Here is an 18,883-nt window from a genome sequence, read left to right on the forward strand (position 1 = left end):
ATGATTTAATGAATTGCTAAGTTGATAAGCACATACTGGCAGTTTTAAATACACAGAATCTTTAAAATGATAACACAATAGGTGAATTTGTAAAACATATTCAGGTGATTTGTCATCATTTAATCACAACGTTTTGTTCACCGAGCAGCTCTTTTAACTGGAAAATCACAGCATGATCTGCATGAACCTTGTATGCATCTGGAAGTCTCACTGTCTTTTTTTGCTTCTCATAATACAAATAGACATCTGCTTCTCCGCTGTGCATCGAGATCACCCGCTTTACTTGCTCTAGCAGTTCCTGCGTATGGTTTTCTTCTTTCACCCGAATGTAGACAGACTCTTTTCTTTGTGTGCCCATCTCTTCAAGCAGAACGGCTTCTTGCACGATGATTTGGCTGCTGTCATTTCTGACATCTATTCTGCCTTCAACATAAAGCATGGCGCCCTCCTCAAGTAAGGGGGACAGCTTTCTAAATTGCTCTGGAAAGACGACGCCTTCCATTTCTCCCGTTTCATCCCCAAATGTGACAAATGCCATCGATTGTCCATTTTTTGTCCGAATCGATTTCACTTTTGTCAAAAGACCACCCATTGAGATCTTTCGCTTTATATAGGAAGAAAGTCTGATGATTTCCACTGCACCATTCTCTCTTAAGCGATCTCGGTACGTTTGTACAGGATGATTTGATAAATATAACCCAAGTGCCTCTTTTTCAAATTGCAGGAGATCGACAAGCGGCAGTTCTTCTATCTCCGCATATTTTGGCTTAATGGAGAAGGTTGTATCCCCCAGAAAGTCCAGTTGATCATCTGGATTTAAAAATGACACGTGGTCTAATGCAATATCTATTGATGCCAATAACGAAGCACGATTTGGATAAAGCTCATCCATCGCCCCTGAAAAAATGAGCGCTTCAATCGTTTTTCGGTTGACACTCTTTGCTGATACTCTTGCGCAAAAATCAAATAAATCTTCAAACGGCTTTTCCTGTCTTGCCCTGTATATATCCTTTACAGCTGACACTCCGACATTTTTGATCGCTCTTAAGCTGTAGCGGATCTCCCCTTTTTCAACCGTAAATGGAAATTCACTCTTATTAATAGAAGGCTTCAACACAGATATCCCTTTTTCCTTTGCCTCATAGAAATATTGAGCGACTTTGTCTTCATTTCCAATCACACTCGTTAAAAGTCCGCACATAAAATATAACGGATAATGCGCTTTTAAGTAAGCAAGCTGAAAGCCAATCATGCTATATGCAACAGCATGGCTTCTATTAAAACCATAGTTTGCAAATTTGACGATTAAGTCATAAACGTCATTTGCAATGTTAACAGGATACTCCTTTTTTAGGCATCCTTCAACAAAATGGCTTCGCTCTTCATCAAGGACCTTTTTATCCTTCTTCGAAACTGCTCTTCTTAATAGATCTGCCTCGCCCAGCTGAAAGCCTGCCATCTTCGCCGCAATCAGCATGATTTGCTCCTGATAGACGATGACCCCATATGTGTCCTTTAAAATGTCATACAAATCAGGATGCGGATAAGAGACCTTGACTCTGCCGTGCTTTCGGTCGATAAAGAGCGGGATATTCTCCATTGGACCTGGACGGTAGAGGGCATTGACCGCCACGATGTCTTCTAAACTAGAGGGCTTCAGGCGTCTCAGCACCTGACGCATTCCTTGTGATTCAAGCTGGAAAATCCCAGTTGTATCTCCCGCTGATAACAATTCAAATGTTTTCTGATCTTCATATGAAATGTCACTAAAGTTAATGTGGACGTTTTCCTGTCTTTCAATCTGGTTTTTAATGGATTCAATTAAGGTTAAGTTTCTTAGTCCTAAGAAATCCATCTTTAAAAGTCCGAGATCTTCTAAATAATTCATCGCATACTGCGTTAAATACACACCGTCATGGCCGTCTTGAATTGGAACGACCTCTGTCAGCGGCTCCTCGCTTAGCACAACGCCGGCTGCATGTGTGGAGGTATGTCTTGGCAAGCCTTCAACCTTTAAAGCGGTTTGAAAGACCTTTCGAAGCTCCTCGGATTGCTGGAGCATCGTTTTTAATTCAGGGGATGCAGCCACCGCTTCTTTCAGCGTCGTTCCTGGCTTTGACGGAATCAGCTTTGCAAGACGGTCCGCTGCCTTTGAATCAATCCCCATCACACGTCCGACATCTCTTAAGGCTGCCTTTGCTGCAAGTGTTCCAAACGTGACAATTTGTGCCACATGCATGTCTCCGTATTTGTCTTTTACATAAGAAATGATTTCATCTCTTCTCGTATCGGGGAAATCAATATCAATATCTGGCATACTGATTCGCTCAGGATTTAAGAAACGCTCAAACAACAGACCGTGACGGAGCGGATCAACATCTGTAATAAACAATACATACGCAACAAGTGACCCTGCTGCCGATCCACGTCCTGGCCCTGTGACAATGCCTTGATCATGGGCATACTTCATAAAATCCCACACGATGAGAAAATAATCACTGAAATTCATTTTTTGGATAATGCTCAGTTCGTACTCAAGTCTTTTCACATACGTATCATTTGAAGCAATCTTTCTTTGCTTCATCCCTTCTGCGCACACTTTGCGTAAAAACTGATCTGCTGTTGATTGATCAGGAGTCGGATAGGAAGGGAGTTTTGTCTGCCCAAGATTTAAATCGACTTCACAGCGGTCTGCGATCTCCACCGTTCTTGTCAGCAGCTCCTCATCTTGCGCATACCATTCCTTCATTTCCTCAAGGGTTCTGAAATGCTTTTCTCCTCGGTCTTCCTCAATCTCTGACAGCTGCTGCCCTGCTTTAATGGCTTTTAAACACGTATAGGCGGTTTTGTCTTCTCGATTGATATAGTGGACATCTCCCGTCGCAACAAGAGGAATCTCCGCACTTTTTGAGACGTCCCTGAGTTTACCGGCAAGCGATTCGTTTTGCTGAAATGGCTGAAGTGCGATGTACACATGTCCCTCACCGAAAATATCTTTCAATTGTTTCGCCGCATCATGCGCTTCTTCTATCTGATCATGCTGAAGCAGCGTTTCAATGTAGCCAGAAGCGCCTGGCGTAATGGCAATGAGCCCGCGGTGATAGCTTTTCAGCCATTTTTCTTTCAGTCCAGCTTTTGATTTTGATTTCAGCACACTGCTGATTTTGATCAAGTTTTGATAGCCTTCATTGTTTTTGGCAAGGAGTACCAAGGGATAAGCCTCTGTCTCTTGTTCATCTATGAAGACAGAAGCTGTTAAACCGATGACCGGCTTGATGCCATGTTTTTTACATTCCTTATAAAATTCAACCGTTCCATACATCACATGGTCATCGGTAAGAGCGAGCGCCTTGCAGCCAAGTTCTTTCGCTTTCAGCACGAGCTCCTTTACTTTTGCCGCACTGCTTAATAAGCTGTATCCACTGTGGACCTGAAGATGAACATAAGACATGCTTAATCCACTCCTTTCGTCTAAAGTCATTCTTTCATTATAAAACGCGATGCGGTGAGAAACAAATGTTCTTTCTTTTCTGTCCGTTCATACTTGTCCTGCACACACCATATATTGAATAGAGTGAGGTGGACACAATGGATGTGAAGGAAGCTTTTATTCCGAATTTTATTAGCTGTTATTTTATTGCTCTTGGGGTCATTTTGGGCGGTGCCATCATAGGTGGTGTTGGTGCTTATTTATCTGGTCAGCCGCCTTTATCCATTATTACGAGTCTTGCCAACCGTTTAAAGATTTGGGCGCTTGTCGCAGCTATCGGTGGAACTTTTGATGCCGTTTATAGCTTTGAAAGAGGCATTTTCGAAGGGAACACGCGTGATATTTTCAAGCAGATTTTATTAATTGTCTCTGCCATGGGCGGTGCGCAAACAGGTTATCTCATTATTACGTGGCTCACACAGGAGCATGTGTCATCATGAGGGTGCCGGAGCTGTACAAACGTCCAGGCTGGCAGCGTTTTTTTGCAGGGATGATGTTTGGCGCGATTGTGAGCTGGCTCATTTTCCTCTTTACATACGGAACCTTTCAGGAAAAGCAGGTGACACAGCTTAGAAGCCAGCAGCACCATATGGACAGTCTGAAAGAACAAATCACACTCTATCGGGAAGATTTGCATAAGTTAAATGAGGATAATAAGAAACGGCTGCTGATCCAAAGCGTAGATGTCCATCTCGTCAATCGTGAGCAATATAAAATCCCAGAGCCAGATACGCTGAAATTTGAAGATCAGGTCAAAGAGGATATCTCAGAGGTCATTACAAAGGATATTGAAAGTGTCTATAAAACAAAGGAATTATTAAAACGGACGGTGGAAAACAAAGAATATACCATTCGGGAAAAGGCATACCGCGCCAAAGTGACAGAGCTGACGATTTATACGAAGCTTTCACTTGAAGTGCGCATTTCATTTGCTGAATAAATGATCATGTGGAATTTTTATGAATTTCTGCCCTCAATGATCGCTTTTCCCTCATTATTTTTATACACTAAAAGTAGAACGAGATCTAAAACAGAAAGAGGTGAGGACAATGGAGGTTTACAGCTATCGTCAAATGGCACGAGACAAAGCAAGCCGGATCAAAGACGGCATGTGTGCTTATGCTGAGACAGAAATGATGGCTCATTTAATTAAAAAAGAATTAAAGCATCAAAATCTCCAAGCCTATGAAGATTCAACTGACATCGGCTGCTGGTTTATCCCTGTATGCAAGTAACCCTTTTCTCCATGACAAAAAAAGAGAGAGGGGACTTGAAGCCCCCTCTCTCATGATGATGATTTACATACTTCTTCTAAATCACGCAAAATCTCATCTGCCACGGCCCAATCATAAATAGACGCACCAGCTGCAAGCGGGTGGCCGCCGCCATGATATTTTTTCGCAATGGTATTAATGACGACGCCTTTCGAGCGGAATCTGACACGAATCTGATCGTTTTCTTCCACAAAAAAGACCCATGCCTTAATCCCTGCAATATTTCCAAGTGTCCCAACAAGCTGTGAGGCTTGCTGCGCTGTTGTTTGGAACGATTCCAAAATATCCTGCTTAATGAAAACAGAGGCGACCCCATTCTCTGACAAAGAAATATGTTGAAAAATATAGCCATTTAATTTCACGACATTCAGATCCGTCTCATACAATTGATTGAAAAGGTCTGAAGATGAAAATGGATATTCAATAAGTTCTCCAGCATATTTGAGCGTCTTTTTCGTCGTGTTTGGGAAAAGGAAGCGGCCTGTGTCTCCTACAATGCCGGCATAAATGAGTTCAGCCGCCTTTGTATTCAGCTGATATCCTTCTTCTTTCCCCTCTAAATACAATTCATAAATCATTTCGCTCACAGAGCTTGCCTCTGTATCCACCCAAAGCAAATCACCATACGGATCTTCATTTGGATGATGGTCAATTTTCATCAGCTTATCGCCCATTGAATAGCGCTGATCGTCAATTCTTGCTTGATTGGCTGTATCACAGACAATGACAAGGGCATCTTTGTACACGTCATCCGGCACCTCATCAAGTTCATACAAAAATGAAAGGGATGGCTCCGGGGTTCCTGTCGCATAAATATTTTTTTCTGGATAGGTGGCACGCAAGATTTCCGTAAGGCCGCACTGCGATCCATACGCATCAGGATCTGGTCTTACATGTCTATGAATGATGATGGTGTCATATAATGATATGGTTCTAATCAGTTCTTTTTTCATAAAAACTCCTTCTTATCCGATACTCTTTTTATTATTAAATCATAATCTATCCTGACGGAAAAGTGAGAAATAGACAATTTATTCTAGTAAGCAAGCCTATTTACGTTTAAAATAGGGTTGTAACCACTTACAATGGAGGCTTGGCACATGCTTGTTTTGATTGTGTTTATTATTTGTTCTGCCATGTTTTATTTATACTACAAAGCAAAGAATGTCCGTACGAACCGTCCAGTCGAAAAGAAATTCTGGTCGGCGAAATCCAGTATGGCACTTGGCTGCTTTGTCCTGCTCTTCGGTGTGAATCAATTATTTTTAAACCGCTCGTCACTCGCATTTGTCATTGGATTTATTTTTGTTGCTGTCGGTATCGGCAGTACGTGGGCTGGATATAAAGCCTACAAGCATTACCTTCCGCTCTTTTTAAAGGAAGGCGAAAAAGATCACGCATAATAAGAGAGAAGGGCTAAAATGATGTTTATTTTAGCCCTTTGTCATTTTTGTCATCGCCCTTTTACGATTATCCTCTCTCCATCAGCTGCACCATCAGCATCGCTTTCCCGACGATATTCGATTGATGATAAACCTCCACTTCCAGCTTTCCAAACTTGCGTCCTACTTCTAAAATATTTGGCTTGATCTGTATCGTGGATTCCATTTGAACCGGTTTTAAGAAGTAGACAGAGAGACTTTCGACAATCAGCTCCCCTTTTTTATGAGACTTTAAGAAGCGGTTGGCGGATTCAATTAAAATTTGCGTGAACACTCCATATGAAATGTTTCCAAGCTGGTTTGTCATTTGGGGTGTGACCTCATATTGATACACAGCATCTGCCTTTGGCTTATCTGTATCGGTCTCTTTAAAGCCTCTTGAGACAACATCATCCAGTTTTTCGCCGACCTGCGGCTGCTTTTGAATCATTTGAAGCGCCTTCAGCACATCCTGACGACTGATCATCCCAATTAGTTTCGCATAATCATCTACGACTGGCAGCACCTCAATGCCTTCCCATACCATCATTTGAGCAGCAGAGGCGACAGAGGTTTTTCCAATGACTGTCAGCGGATTTTTCGTCATCACCTTTTCAATCGGTGTAGAGCGGTCATGCCCCGCGATATCCTTTGAGGTGAGGATTCCGTGAATTTTCATTTGGTCGTCTGCGACCGGAAAACGGCCATGGCCAGTTTCATAATTCTTTTCATACCATTTTTCAAGCTTATCCTCTGGTGATAAATACACCGTTCGTTCGATCGGCGTTAAAATATCTTCCACAAGCACAATCTCTTTTTTTATGAGTTGGTCATAAATGGCTCGGTTTATGAGAGCTGCTACGGTAAATGTATCGTAGCTTGTCGATAAGATCGGCAGCTCAAGCTCATCTGCGAGCTGAATGATTTCATCATCTGTTGAGAAGCCGCCCGTGACCAGCACAGCTGCTCCTGCCTCTAATGCTTGTCTGTGTGCATTGATCCGGTTTCCGACAATCAGCAGGTTTCCAGCTGCCGTGTAGCGCATCATCGCATCAAGCTCCATCGCACCGATGACAAATTTGTTTAATGTTTTATGTAAGCCCGTTCGTCCTCCAAGCACCTGTCCATCAATAACATTGACCACTTCTGCATATGTCAGCTTTTCAATATTTTCTTTTTTCTTCTGTTCAATCCGAATGGTACCAACTCGTTCAATGGTACTGACGAATCCTTTATTTTCAGCATCCTTGATGGCCCGGTAAGCGGTCCCTTCACTCACTTTCATTTCTTTCGCAATACGCCGGACAGAAATTTTCTCTCCAACATCTAATGAATCAATATACGATAAAATTTGTTCATGCTTTGTCGCCAATCCCGTTCACCCTTTTTGTTTTCAGCGTTTTCATCTATGTTTCATTATAAGGGCAGGAGGCTTTTAATAGCAATTTGTCTTTTTCAGCACGATACACGTAAACAAAAAAAGCCGGCATTGGAATGCCGGCTTTTTGCTATGTTGATTAAATCTCAATCGATTCTCCGCTGTTTAACACATGACCAACGCCGCCATGCAGGCTGTCTGCAAATGCATGGGGGTCCTGCTCAATCGGCGGGAATGTGCTGTAGTGAATCGGCACGACCTGCTTCGCCCGAAGCCATTCGGCTGCGATTCTTGCATCGTCCGGTCCCATCGTGAAGTTATCACCGATCGGAAGGAATGCAAGCTCAATATGATTCAGCTCACCGATCAGCTTCATATCTGAAAAGAGCGCAGTGTCTCCAGCATGATAAATCGTTTTGCCCTCTGCAGTAAATAAAATACCTGATGGCATGCCTGTATACGTAATCGTTTTTGCATCTTCATCAATGACAGCTGAACCATGGAACGCTTGCGTGAGCTTGACTTTACCAAATTCAAACTCACGTCCGCCGCCGATATGAAGCGGGTGCGTTTTCACCCCTTGCCAGCTTAAATAAACGGCAAGTTCGTTTGGCGCGACAACGAGCGCGTCATTGTTTTTAGCGATTTCAATGGTATCACCGAGGTGATCTCCATGCCCATGTGTCAGTAAAATAACATCCGCTTTGACATCTTGCGGCTTGATATCTGTGTGCTTATTTCCATTTAAAAATGGATCAATCCAAATATGGTATCCGTTTGTTTCAATGTGTACGACTGAATGTCCGTGATATGTAGCTTTCATGTGAGTATATCCACCTTTCGAATTTGATCTCATTTCATCTATTCCCTGTATAAAAAACTGAAAAACTTAATGTCTGTGAATGACGTTAAGACCACCTGTTGCTTCAATAACGGTCCCTGTAATCAGGTCTGAGCGGTCATCGCATAAAAATGAAATGATGCGCCCGATATCCTCTCCAGTACCAGACCTGCCAATAGGCGTTTCATCGTCTTTGATCTGGCGTGCTTCTTCTATTGTGGATTCTTTCATGTCTCCAACGATTTTGCCTGGGCAAACCATATTGGCTGTGATGCCGTTTTCGGCTTCTTCTATCGCAATGGTTTTCGTAAGTGACGCCAGCCCCACTTTTGCCGCTCCGAAGGCTGATCTGTGCATCCAGCCTGGTGCATGGTCTGCTCCTTGGAAGCCATACGTGATAATGCGGCCAAAGCCTTGTTTTCTCATCATGGGGATGACCATTCGGAACAAATGGAACACTGCGGATAGGTTGCCTTCCATCATTTGATACCATTCATCTTCAGAGTAATCCGCTAGTTTCTTACGTTCAAAAATATAAGGTCCAGCATTGTTAATCAAGGCATCGATCCGCCCAAATCGCTCTGCTGCCAGCTCTACCATGTTTTTTAAATCTTCTTTGTTTGTCACATCTCCTTGGACAAATTGAAGCTTTTCTTCGTATTCCTGCAATTCTTCTTTCATCTGCCGGACAGCTTCATCATCACTTCGATAATTCACTGTCACAGAATACCCCATATTCAGTAAAGACTCGGTTACTTTCCTGCCAAGTCCTTTAGAACCCGCTGTTATTAATGCGTGTCGCACACAATCTCCTCCTAAAGCAAAGGTTGCAAGTTCACATGTTTCTTATCTTTACTTTACTATAAACCAGCATCTGGCGCACTTATGAACCCTTTCTGCTATCATGTTCTCCAAGGAAGAGGATTCTCCTTTCTGACAGCAAAAAAACCATCCGCATCATACGAATGGTTTTTTGACGTGTTACGCTAGGCAGGCTTTTGCTTTTTCTAAAGCGAGCTGAATTTGTTTAAATCCAGTTCCACCTGCACTTGTTCTTTTTTCAACAGCAACATACGGATCAAGAACGGTGTAAATGTCTTCTTCAAAAAGATCGCTCGCTTCTGTGAATGTTTCAAACGGAAGATCACTTAAGTAGATGCCTTTTTGAATGCACGTATACACGAGCTTGCCAACGATTTCGTGTGCTTCACGGAATGGCATGCCTTTTTTCGCTAGGTAGTCTGCCACTTCGGTCGCATTTGAGAAATCTTCTTTTGTTGCCTTTTTCATGACATCTTCGTTCACTGTCATTGTTTGAATCATGCCTGTGAAGATTTGCAGGCTGCCAGCGATGGTTTTCACTGTATCAAACATGCCTTCCTTATCTTCTTGTAAGTCTTTGTTATACGTAAGCGGCAAGCCTTTCATAATGGTGAGAAGCCCCATCAGGTTGCCATATACACGGCCTGTTTTCCCGCGGATCAATTCAGCCATATCCGGGTTTTTCTTTTGCGGCATCATGCTGCTCCCTGTTGCATATGTGTCATCAAGCTCAATGAATTTGAATTCTTGAGAGCACCATAAAATGATTTCCTCACAAAGACGTGAGAGATGCATCATCACAAGGCTGCTATTAGACAAAAACTCTAAAATGAAATCCCGATCACTTACGCCATCAAGGCTGTTTTCGTAAATATGATCAAAGCCAAGCAGCTCTGCTGTATATTCACGATCAATCGGAAATGTCGTTCCTGCTAACGCTCCGCATCCAAGTGGAGACACGTTAATTCGCTTCAAAGAATCTTGAAAACGCGCTTTGTCACGTTCAAGCATCCAGAAATAAGCGAGCATATGATGAGCAAAGGAAATAGGCTGTGCACGCTGCAAGTGCGTATATCCTGGAAAAATCGTTTCAACATGCTGTTCTGCTTTTTCCACAAGCACTGTTTGAAAGGACGAGATCAGTTCAATGATATGCTCTACTTGGTTATTCAAATATAAATGCATATCGGTTGCAACCTGATCATTCCGACTTCTCGCTGTGTGCAATTTGCCGCCAAGCGGACCAATCTCATCAATGAGCATTTTTTCAAGGTTTAAATGGATGTCCTCATAATCGACTGAGAATTCCAATTCATCTGCCTCTGCCTTTTTCATGAGCGTATTCAGTCCATCTTTGATGGCAGCGGCCTCGTTATCGCCCAGGATACCGCATGTATTCAGCATACTTGCATGAGCAAGGGAGCCGGTCAGATCTTCTTTGACTAATTGTTTGTCGAAATGAATGGACGCGCCAAACTCATCGACCCATTTTTCTGGTGTTTTTTGAAATCGGCCTCCCCAAAGCTTTTTCATGCTTTAACCTGCTCCTTTTTATTCACGATGCTGTTTACTTTTGTTGGTAAGCCCCAAAGATTAATAAATCCTACCGCAGCATCATGATCGAATTCATCTGCTTTTGTGTATGTTGCTAGATTTTCATCATAAAGTGAATATGGTGATTTACGTCCTTCTACAATGGCATGGCCTTTAAATAGTTTCACACGTACAACACCTGTTACGTTCTGTTGTGTTTCTTGTAAGAAAGCATCTAATGCTTCTTTAAGCGGTGAGAACCATAATCCGTTGTATATTAATTCAGCCATTTTTTGTTCAATGATTGGCTTAAAGTGTGCGACTTCTTTCACTAGTGTTAAATCTTCAAGCTCTTTATGCGCTTTTAGAAGTGTGACAGCACCTGGGCACTCGTACACTTCACGAGATTTGATGCCCACAAGACGGTTTTCAACGTGATCGATTCTGCCAACCCCATGCTGACCAGCGACTTCATTTAAATGAAGGATGAGATCAGATAATGAATACTGGATACCGTCAATGGCTGTTGGTTTTCCTTTTTCAAACGTGATTTCGATGATCTCAGGTGTGTCAGGTGTTTTTTCAAGTGGAGTCGTTAGATCATATGCTCCTTCTGGCGGTGCAGCCCAAGGATCTTCTAAAATGCCGCACTCGTTACTTCTGCCCCAAAGGTTTTGGTCGATTGAATATGGGCTGTCTAAGTTAATCGGAATTGGAATACCGTGCTTTTGAGCATAATCGATTTCTTCATCACGAGACCATTTCCACTCACGCACTGGTGCAAGAACTTCTAGGTCTGGATTCAATGCTTTAATAGATACTTCAAAACGGACTTGGTCGTTTCCTTTACCAGTACATCCGTGTGCAACCGCTACTGCATTTTCTTTTTCTGCGACTTCCACTAGTTTTTTTGCAATAAGTGGACGAGATAATGCAGATACAAGCGGATATTTCCCTTCATACATCGTGTGTGCTTGTAATGCAGTCAGTGCAAATTCTTCAGCAAACTCTTCTTTTGCGTCAATCATGTAAGACTGAACCGCTCCGACTTGAAGTGCTTTTTGTTGAACGAATGCTAAGTCTTTTCCTTCACCGACGTCCAGGCAGCAAGCAACGACTTCGTATCCTTGCTCTTGTAACCATTTAACTGCAACAGAGGTATCAAGACCTCCGGAATATGCTAATACGACTTTTTTATTTTGTGACATGATTGAAAAGCTCCTCTCGCTTGTTTTGATTCTGTGAATGTTTTTTGTATAAAAATAAGTTTTAATTTATAAACATGCATTTAGTATGTATACACTGTAACAAGGAAAAATTGTTTTTTCAACCCCTTTATGAAAAAAACTCCGCCAAATTTTCTTGGCCGAGTCATTTTGGGCTATTTTTGATCCTTTTCAAGCTCTCGTAAGACGTGAGGAAGCTCTGGAATGATGAGTTTTGTCATGGCTAAACGAACAGCTCCAGTAGAGCCTGGTGTGGCAAAAACCGCTTTTTGATTGACGACCCCAGCCGCTGCCCGGGACAAGATAGCGGCTGAACCAATGTCTTCTGTATAGCTCAGCATGCGGAAGATTTCGCCAAAGCCTGGCAGCTCCTTGGAGAAAAGCGGGGTGATCGCTTCAATGGTGACATCCCTTGCTGCAATTCCTGTGCCCCCGTTTAACAAGACGGCATCTATTTTCGGTTCGCTTGTTCCCTCTAACACAGCGTCTTGGATCGCTCCAATGTCATCTTTTACAATATCGTATGCAAGAATGAGATGTCCCTGTTCTTTAAGCAAATCAATCATCAGGCGGCCGCTTTTATCTGTTTCTTTCGTTCTTGTATCACTGACCGTAATAACTTTTAAATAAAGCCTCTCTTTCGCCTCACGTTTATGTTCTGTCACGCTCATTTTCTCACCGCTCCCTTTTGCTTCGTATTGGACAACATTATAGCATGCTGCTTTTAACAGAAAAAAGCTCTTTTCCTTATTGGAAAAGAGCTTTTTCATTTTTGATTATGCTAAGCGCATAACGTCTCTTGCAATCATTACTTCTTCGTTCGTTGGAATGACGATCACTTTTACAGGAGAGTGCGGGTAGCTGATGAATGCTTCTTCGCCTCTCATGTTGTTAAGAGAAGGATCCCAGTAAACGCCCATGAATTCTAGACCACGAAGTACACGAGCTCTTACTTCTGAACTGTTTTCACCGATTCCAGCTGTGAAGATGATCGCATCTACACCATTCATTCTCGCTGCATAAGAACCGATGTATTTATGAATACGGCTTGCAAAAATATCAAGAGCTACTTCTGCACGGTCGTTTCCTTCTTCTGTTGCTTCTTCGATATCACGAAGATCACTTGATAGACCAGACACACCTAAAAGACCACTCTTCTTATTCAAAGTAGAAAGTACTTCTTCAGCTGTATGTCCTGTTTTCTCCATAATAAATGGAATAAGGGCAGGGTCAATGTTACCTGAACGTGTACCCATTGCAACACCCGCAAGCGGTGTGAAGCCCATTGAAGTATCGATTGATTTTCCGCCTTCAACTGCTGCGATACTCGCACCATTTCCAAGGTGGCAAGAGATCAAACGAAGCTCTTCAAGAGGACGGCCTAATAGCTCTGCTGCACGCTCTGTTACGAACTTATGGCTTGTCCCGTGGAATCCGTATTTACGAATACCAAAGTTTTTGTAGTAGTCGTATGGAAGGCTGTATAGGTAAGACTGCTCTGGCATTGTTTGGTGGAAGGCTGTATCGAACACAGCAATCGCTGGTACGTCAGGCAGAATTTGTTTGAATGCTTTGATTCCTACAACGTTTGCAGGGTTGTGTAGTGGTGCTAGCTCTGAAAGCTGATCAATGTCATTGATGACTTCATCTGTTAAAAGAACAGAGTCGCTGAATTTCTCTCCGCCGTGAACGACGCGGTGTCCTACGCCATCAATTTCATTAAAGTCTTTGATGATGTTAAATTCAATTAGTTTTTCAAGCAGCATTTTGACCGCTACTGCATGATCTGGAATATCTGTGATTTCTGTTTTCTTTTCTCCATCTACAGAAATCGTGAAGATACTGTTGTCCATTCCGATTCTTTCAACAAGGCCTTTGGTTAAAACGGTTTCTTCTGGCATGTCGAACAATTGGAATTTAAGAGATGAGCTTCCTGCGTTGATTGCAATAATTTTAGACATTCCTGTCGCTCCTTTTACTCAGTTGTTATATAAGGTTTCACGTTTTTTCCGGTGCTATATTCAACCTGTTTGACGGGTCTTTTATAGTTTAACGATAAGTCCGAAAAATATCTGACTTTTTCATTTAAACATTGAAAACTTTGCATTTCAAGTGCACCTTCAAACTGTTACCGCTTACATCGATAAGTCGTTATTTTCTGAATAATAAAATAGCCAGACATCACTCTGGCTATTCTTTCGTTTCTTTTTCTTCTATAAACCACTGGTCTAATTTTCTCATCACATCCACCATGGCTTCCTTTTGTGAGAAAGACGGCAGATTGGCAAAGAGCATCCGTTTTGGTGCTTCCAAGCCTTCCTTTTTCTTTTGCATCACAAACAAGCTTTTGGCGTGCTTTTTGTCCTTGAACATAGAGACCGGCAGCTGAATTAACGCATTCATATATGCATGATCTTTGATAAAATCCTTTAATTGCACGCTTTCTTTTCCTTCAAACAAATCGTTTGGAATGATGAAGAATAAGAAGCCGCCTTCTTTCGTATAACGAAGGCTTTGTTCAATGAATAAATAATGGGCAAAGGCATGTCCTTCTTTTGCCTTCAAATCATAGTCTGCTGCACGCTCATCATTTGGGTAATAACCGACTGGCAGACTGCATACAGTGACATCTACTGGTGAGATCAAAAGCGGCTCAAGGCTGTCTTGATGGAAAAGCTCGACTTCCTTCTCTTCCAAGTTTGCCTGTGCCCATGCAATTTTAATGAGTACATCATCAATTTCAGACGCAAAGCCGCGCTTTGTTTCTGCAGTGAGATTGTTTAAGACAGCAAGCAGTAAGTTCCCTGTTCCCGCTGCTGGATCAAAGACAACAAGCTCTTTTTGTCCTTCTAAAAATTTATTCACCAAATAGCTGACAAACAGCCCGATCGTATCTGGGGTCATCTGACGATTTGGATGGGAAATATCCTTTTGTCCTTTCAATACGGCGAGCTGAAACGCTTTACGAATCTGCTCATGATCATAAGAGGCAAAATCTGCTTTCTCTATTAAATCCTTTAGTAAACCGTCTCGATCATTTGCTTGGAAAAAGGCTTCTCCTGCTTCAGCCAATGCTTCAATATAGGAAATGCTTTGGTCCTTTTTTAATCGAATAGAAGCTGTATCGAGCAGCTCAAAAATCGTACTTACTTGATCTTTCTGCAATGCTTTTCTCTCCTCGCTTTGTTAAAAGCTATATCTCCTCATTGAAAAGAGCCCCAGGATGAAGCCGGAGCTCTTGTCGATGCTGCTTTTATAACAGTGATTTTGCAGCTTCAATGGCTTTTTCATAATTTGGGTGATTCGTTGCTTCGCTTACGTATTCAGTGTAAACCACTTTTCCGCTCGGGTCTAATACGAAGACTGCGCGCGCCAATAAACGCAATTCTTTCATATATACTCCGAATGCTTCACCAAATGACATATCTCTGTGATCAGATAATGTTTCGACATTTTCAATTCCGTTTGCTCCGCACCAGCGTGCTTGTGCAAATGGAAGGTCTGCACTAATTGTATAGATATTGACCGGACCTAAACCGGCTGCCTCTTCATTGAAACGTCTTGTTTGTGCGTCACACACACCTGTATCAATAGAAGGAATCACTGAGATGATCGTCACTTTTCCTGTTAAATCTGAAAGTGAAACTTCCCCTAGTGAGTTCGTTAATACCGTGAAATCTGGAGCCTGCTCGCCTACTTTCACTTCATTTCCTACAAGCGTGACAGAACTCCCTTTAAATGTGATCGATGCCAAAACAATTCCTCCCTTATCAAATGTATGGTTCTATCATAGTAGAGAAAGCAAAAAACTGCAAAGCCTAATCGTCACTTTTGAAAAAAAAGTTAACTGCAGCGCAGCTAACTTTTTAAAGGTCTATGTCATCTAGTTTTCGTTCTTTATGACGGTTCTCCCGTTCATCCTTCTTAAACATGTGCTGAAGACGTTCAATTGCTTGAGGAGCAGAATCCAATATTTTATCAAGCAGATGTGTATGTTCATCCAAATGAAGCATTCGAACGCCATTTGTTCCGACAATTAAGAAGGCGATTGGTGTAATAGACACACCTCCGCCGCTTCCTCCGCCAAATGGGAGTCTCGGTTCTTTTCGTTCTTGATCATCAGAACGTTTTTCTTTCTTTTGGTTCCCGTTAAATTCACTGCCGCCAGCTGCAAATCCAAAACCAACCTTCGACACAGTAAGAATGACACTGCCGTCAGGGGTTTCGACTGGATCGCCGATGATCGTATTCACGTCTATCATTTCTTTTAAGTTTTCCATCGCTGTCTTCATAAGACCTTGGATTGGATGATCTGCCATTTTCGGGTTCCTCCTTAAACAGATGATTCATTCTTCGTTGCTTGAAGAGAGGCATTTTTTCTCGCCTTTCTTCCTTTTAACCAATGGACAAGTAAACGAATGGCTGCAAGCATAGCATGTCCAATACGAAAATAAGCTATACATGTAAACTGGGTTTGTGACACATTATGCTGAAAGGCAGGAATGACTTCATATACCGGTTTATGCTTAAAGGTGAGATGCTCCTGCATAAAGGCAAGCAGTGCTCCTTTGACTGACCACACACCGCCGGCTGCTACACCTGTTAAAGCGGCGTCATGAAAGCCGATCCATGTTGACCAGTGAAACGATACAATTCTGATGTGAATGAAGAATTTACGCATGATCCGGTTTAAATCGACGATCTCTTTTGTGATGCGCTCCATTTGATGAAGGATTTGCTTCATATCACGTTTTCCCACTTTTTGATGTATGGATTCTTTTTCGTGACTAGGGGTTTTGGCGCTCGCCATTTTCTTTTCACGTATATCAATCGTTTGATCTTCTGGATTGACCCTCACCATCGGAATGTCTTTTTTGAGTCTGATGATTCCATATAAGGTGATGATCTTCAGTGCAAGGTGGTCATTGTCATTTGCATGTGAATAATCCAGTGAAATGGTTACTTTCATGAAGATCAATAAGATCCCAAGGAACAAAAAAGCTGCGATCCAAACGTAAAGCACTGTGCTCACTTCCTCCATAACAAATGATGCTTCTCTACGATTATGGCTCTCATTCTGGATTTTATACCCAATCATGAAAAAAGAGTTTGACCGGTACCCGGCCAAACTCCTCTGATTATACGTTTGCTTCTGTTTTTTCATATAAATGTTCATGGACGACCACCGTATCGGCAAAGTAATCATGAACCCCTTGCTTTTTCGGTGAGAACCCAACGACAGCATAGAGAACAAAGAGCGTATTAATGTAGCGACCTACAATCTCTCTAAAGAAAATGACATCCCATGCCAGCTTCTTCTCAGGCTGAAGCGAGACCACTTTGATCCCAAACACCATTTTGCCGAGTGTTTGTTGAAAGATTTTCGTCATGATGGCGAAATAAAGCAGGAATACAATCGTCGTTGTGACGGAGAATGGAGAAAACCATCCTCCTCCTTTGGACCAGCCAAACAGGCTAAAGATTGGAGAAACCGTCAAATGGTTGACACCCCAGACGACGAGCCAATCAAGAATAAACGCCCAAAACCTAATCCAAAAGCCTGCAAACGCCTGTGCTTCAATCACTGCACGTTTCGCAAGAGCCGGATTCGATTCTTCTTGGCTGCGGCTTTCGGTTACTTCATCGAATGTAGAATCCATCTATGATCCCTCCTTTATTTTGAATAGAGATACATCGGTTTAGACCCGTTTGAGCCAGCCAGTGTTTCTTTTAGATTGAGAAAATCAATTTCACTTTTAAAGAGTTTGCTTGCGCTCATATTGAAGAGAGAGTTCCAGCCAAAGCTTTGAGAATAGCTGATCACTGTCGCTCCTTTTAACCCTTTTTCATTTTTCTTCATTGCTTTGATTGCATCTTCATAATATCCTAGCTCATCGACTAATCCGTTCGATTTCGCCTGTGTTCCGTCATAGACCCGGCCATCAGCAATTTTCTTAACGTCTTGTTTTGACATGCCGCGTCCTTCAGAGATGACTTTGACAAACCCTTCATACGAGTTATCAACCATGCTTTGCATGATGTCGCGCTCATCTTTTGTCATATCACGATTTGGTGACATGATGTCTTTAAATTTTCCGCTCTTAATTGTTTCGTATTTAATACCTAAATTATCCGCCAGCTTTGAATAGTTCAAGCTTTGCATGATCACACCTAACGATCCTGTTAATGTTTCAGGTGAAGCAAAGATTTTCTTGGCTGGAGTTGATACGTAGTAACCGCCAGATGCTGCCATTGAGCCCATGGAGACGTAAATCGGCTTCTTCGCTTTTTTCACTTCTTCTAATTTTTTATGTATTTCCGCACTTTCATAGACACCGCCGCCAGGAGAGTTGACGCGCAGCAGTACACCTTTTACTGAAGCATCATCTTTCGCTTTTTCTAGTTCCTTGAGGAATGCACGATGATCATATCCTTCTCCGCCTAACAGACTTGATGCGCCGCCATTATCTTGAATGGTTCCATTAATCTCAAGAACCGCAATTTTCCCAGCACCGCTTCCATCCTCTAGTACCTTTTCTTCTATTTCATCCCCAAATTGATAGCTCATTTTATTGTCATTGAAGTTTTCGAACAAGGCCATCGTGACACTTATCACAATTGAAAATCCGAAAACACCTAGTGCAATGATTAACGCTACCCATCTTTTCGCATTCATCTTTTTCTCCTCCTTTTTGTCTCTCTTCATTGATACGAATATCCACATGAAATGTTTCACAGGAATTGTGGTTTTTTTACATTTCATTTCATCATATGATAGCACCTCTTTTCATTCACGATCAACTTTACATCGTCTCCTTTGAGATGCGCATGACGAAAAATTGGCTTTTTTATCCTCCTTCTGCACCTAATAGGCTAGTTCTACACCACAACGAAACAC

19 protein-coding genes are annotated in these 18,883 nt (G+C 42.2%); 4 read left to right on the forward strand and 15 right to left on the reverse strand.

Annotated elements, in window-relative coordinates:
• Window positions 1-115 precede the first annotated feature (115 nt).
• On the reverse strand, window positions 116-3,451 hold the full coding sequence (gene dnaE / locus C6344_RS08890) for a DNA polymerase III subunit alpha (RefSeq protein ID WP_060596985.1): 3,336 nt from the start codon (window positions 3,449-3,451) through the stop codon (window positions 116-118).
• Between the two features lie 137 nt (window positions 3,452-3,588).
• Between dnaE and ytrH the strand changes: the two genes are divergently transcribed.
• The 3 genes from ytrH to C6344_RS08905 all read left to right on the forward strand — a co-directional run bounded on the left by ytrH (window position 3,589) and on the right by C6344_RS08905 (window position 4,725).
• A complete protein-coding gene (gene ytrH, locus C6344_RS08895) occupies window positions 3,589-3,930 on the forward strand; it encodes a sporulation membrane protein YtrH (RefSeq protein ID WP_034661856.1) in 342 nt (113 codons plus the stop codon).
• The gene (gene ytrI, locus C6344_RS08900) at window positions 3,927-4,430 is read left to right on the forward strand and encodes a sporulation membrane protein YtrI (protein WP_060596986.1); all 504 of its coding nucleotides are present in this window, start codon (window positions 3,927-3,929) and stop codon (window positions 4,428-4,430) included. The genes ytrH and ytrI overlap by 4 nt, the downstream gene beginning before the upstream one ends.
• Before the next feature lie 109 nt (window positions 4,431-4,539).
• Window positions 4,540-4,725, forward strand: a complete 186-nt coding sequence (locus C6344_RS08905) for a YtzJ family protein (protein ID WP_003216400.1) — start codon at window positions 4,540-4,542, stop codon at window positions 4,723-4,725.
• 50 nt (window positions 4,726-4,775) lie between these two features.
• Here the strand turns inward: C6344_RS08905 and C6344_RS08910 are convergent, their stop codons facing one another.
• A complete protein-coding gene (locus C6344_RS08910) occupies window positions 4,776-5,717 on the reverse strand; it encodes a DHH family phosphoesterase (protein WP_003216520.1) in 942 nt (313 codons plus the stop codon).
• Window positions 5,718-5,864: 147 nt separating this feature from the next.
• Between C6344_RS08910 and C6344_RS08915 the strand changes: the two genes are divergently transcribed.
• The gene (locus tag C6344_RS08915) at window positions 5,865-6,167 is read left to right on the forward strand and encodes a YtpI family protein (RefSeq protein WP_003216665.1); all 303 of its coding nucleotides are present in this window, start codon (window positions 5,865-5,867) and stop codon (window positions 6,165-6,167) included.
• A gap of 67 nt (window positions 6,168-6,234) precedes the next feature.
• Here the strand turns inward: C6344_RS08915 and C6344_RS08920 are convergent, their stop codons facing one another.
• The 13 genes from C6344_RS08920 to sppA all read right to left on the reverse strand — a co-directional run bounded on the left by C6344_RS08920 (window position 6,235) and on the right by sppA (window position 18,661).
• On the reverse strand, window positions 6,235-7,557 hold the full coding sequence (locus C6344_RS08920) for a CBS domain-containing protein (protein ID WP_106072879.1): 1,323 nt from the start codon (window positions 7,555-7,557) through the stop codon (window positions 6,235-6,237).
• A gap of 145 nt (window positions 7,558-7,702) precedes the next feature.
• Window positions 7,703-8,386 carry a metal-dependent hydrolase gene (locus C6344_RS08925; RefSeq protein ID WP_095285565.1) on the reverse strand — a complete coding sequence of 228 codons (684 nt, stop codon included), beginning with the start codon at window positions 8,384-8,386 and terminating at the stop codon, window positions 7,703-7,705.
• Window positions 8,387-8,452: 66 nt separating this feature from the next.
• The gene (locus tag C6344_RS08930; protein ID WP_008343153.1) at window positions 8,453-9,208 is read right to left on the reverse strand and encodes an SDR family oxidoreductase; all 756 of its coding nucleotides are present in this window, start codon (window positions 9,206-9,208) and stop codon (window positions 8,453-8,455) included.
• A gap of 177 nt (window positions 9,209-9,385) precedes the next feature.
• Window positions 9,386-10,759, reverse strand: coding sequence for an argininosuccinate lyase (gene argH / locus C6344_RS08935; protein WP_106036957.1), 1,374 nt, complete (start codon window positions 10,757-10,759; stop codon window positions 9,386-9,388).
• Complete coding sequence (locus C6344_RS08940) at window positions 10,756-11,967, reverse strand: argininosuccinate synthase (protein ID WP_106036958.1); 1,212 nt, start codon at window positions 11,965-11,967, stop codon at window positions 10,756-10,758. The genes argH and C6344_RS08940 overlap by 4 nt, the downstream gene beginning before the upstream one ends.
• A 173-nt stretch (window positions 11,968-12,140) precedes the next feature.
• On the reverse strand, window positions 12,141-12,656 hold the full coding sequence (locus tag C6344_RS08945) for a MogA/MoaB family molybdenum cofactor biosynthesis protein (protein ID WP_060597087.1): 516 nt from the start codon (window positions 12,654-12,656) through the stop codon (window positions 12,141-12,143).
• Between the two features lie 105 nt (window positions 12,657-12,761).
• Window positions 12,762-13,946, reverse strand: a complete 1,185-nt coding sequence (locus tag C6344_RS08950) for an acetate kinase (protein ID WP_034661872.1) — start codon at window positions 13,944-13,946, stop codon at window positions 12,762-12,764.
• Between the two features lie 229 nt (window positions 13,947-14,175).
• Window positions 14,176-15,150, reverse strand: a complete 975-nt coding sequence (locus tag C6344_RS08955) for a class I SAM-dependent methyltransferase (protein WP_060596992.1) — start codon at window positions 15,148-15,150, stop codon at window positions 14,176-14,178.
• An 88-nt stretch (window positions 15,151-15,238) separates the two neighbouring features.
• A complete protein-coding gene (gene tpx / locus C6344_RS08960) occupies window positions 15,239-15,739 on the reverse strand; it encodes a thiol peroxidase (protein ID WP_034321005.1) in 501 nt (166 codons plus the stop codon).
• Between the two features lie 112 nt (window positions 15,740-15,851).
• Window positions 15,852-16,304 carry a GerW family sporulation protein gene (ytfJ, locus tag C6344_RS08965; protein ID WP_003216488.1) on the reverse strand — a complete coding sequence of 151 codons (453 nt, stop codon included), beginning with the start codon at window positions 16,302-16,304 and terminating at the stop codon, window positions 15,852-15,854.
• Window positions 16,305-16,318: 14 nt separating this feature from the next.
• Entirely contained in the window at window positions 16,319-17,008 is a 690-nt protein-coding gene (locus tag C6344_RS08970; RefSeq protein WP_223249898.1) for a DUF2953 domain-containing protein, read from the reverse strand.
• Between the two features lie 115 nt (window positions 17,009-17,123).
• Window positions 17,124-17,645 (reverse strand): RDD family protein, encoded by a 522-nt coding sequence (locus tag C6344_RS08975; RefSeq protein ID WP_034661878.1) that lies wholly within the window; start codon window positions 17,643-17,645, stop codon window positions 17,124-17,126.
• 14 nt (window positions 17,646-17,659) lie between these two features.
• Window positions 17,660-18,661, reverse strand: a complete 1,002-nt coding sequence (gene sppA / locus C6344_RS08980) for a signal peptide peptidase SppA (protein ID WP_060596993.1) — start codon at window positions 18,659-18,661, stop codon at window positions 17,660-17,662.
• Between the last annotated feature and the right edge of the window lie 222 nt (window positions 18,662-18,883).

The sequence above is a fragment of the Bacillus sp. GBSW19 genome, from assembly GCF_002998655.1.
Lineage (GTDB): Bacteria > Bacillota > Bacilli > Bacillales > Bacillaceae > Bacillus.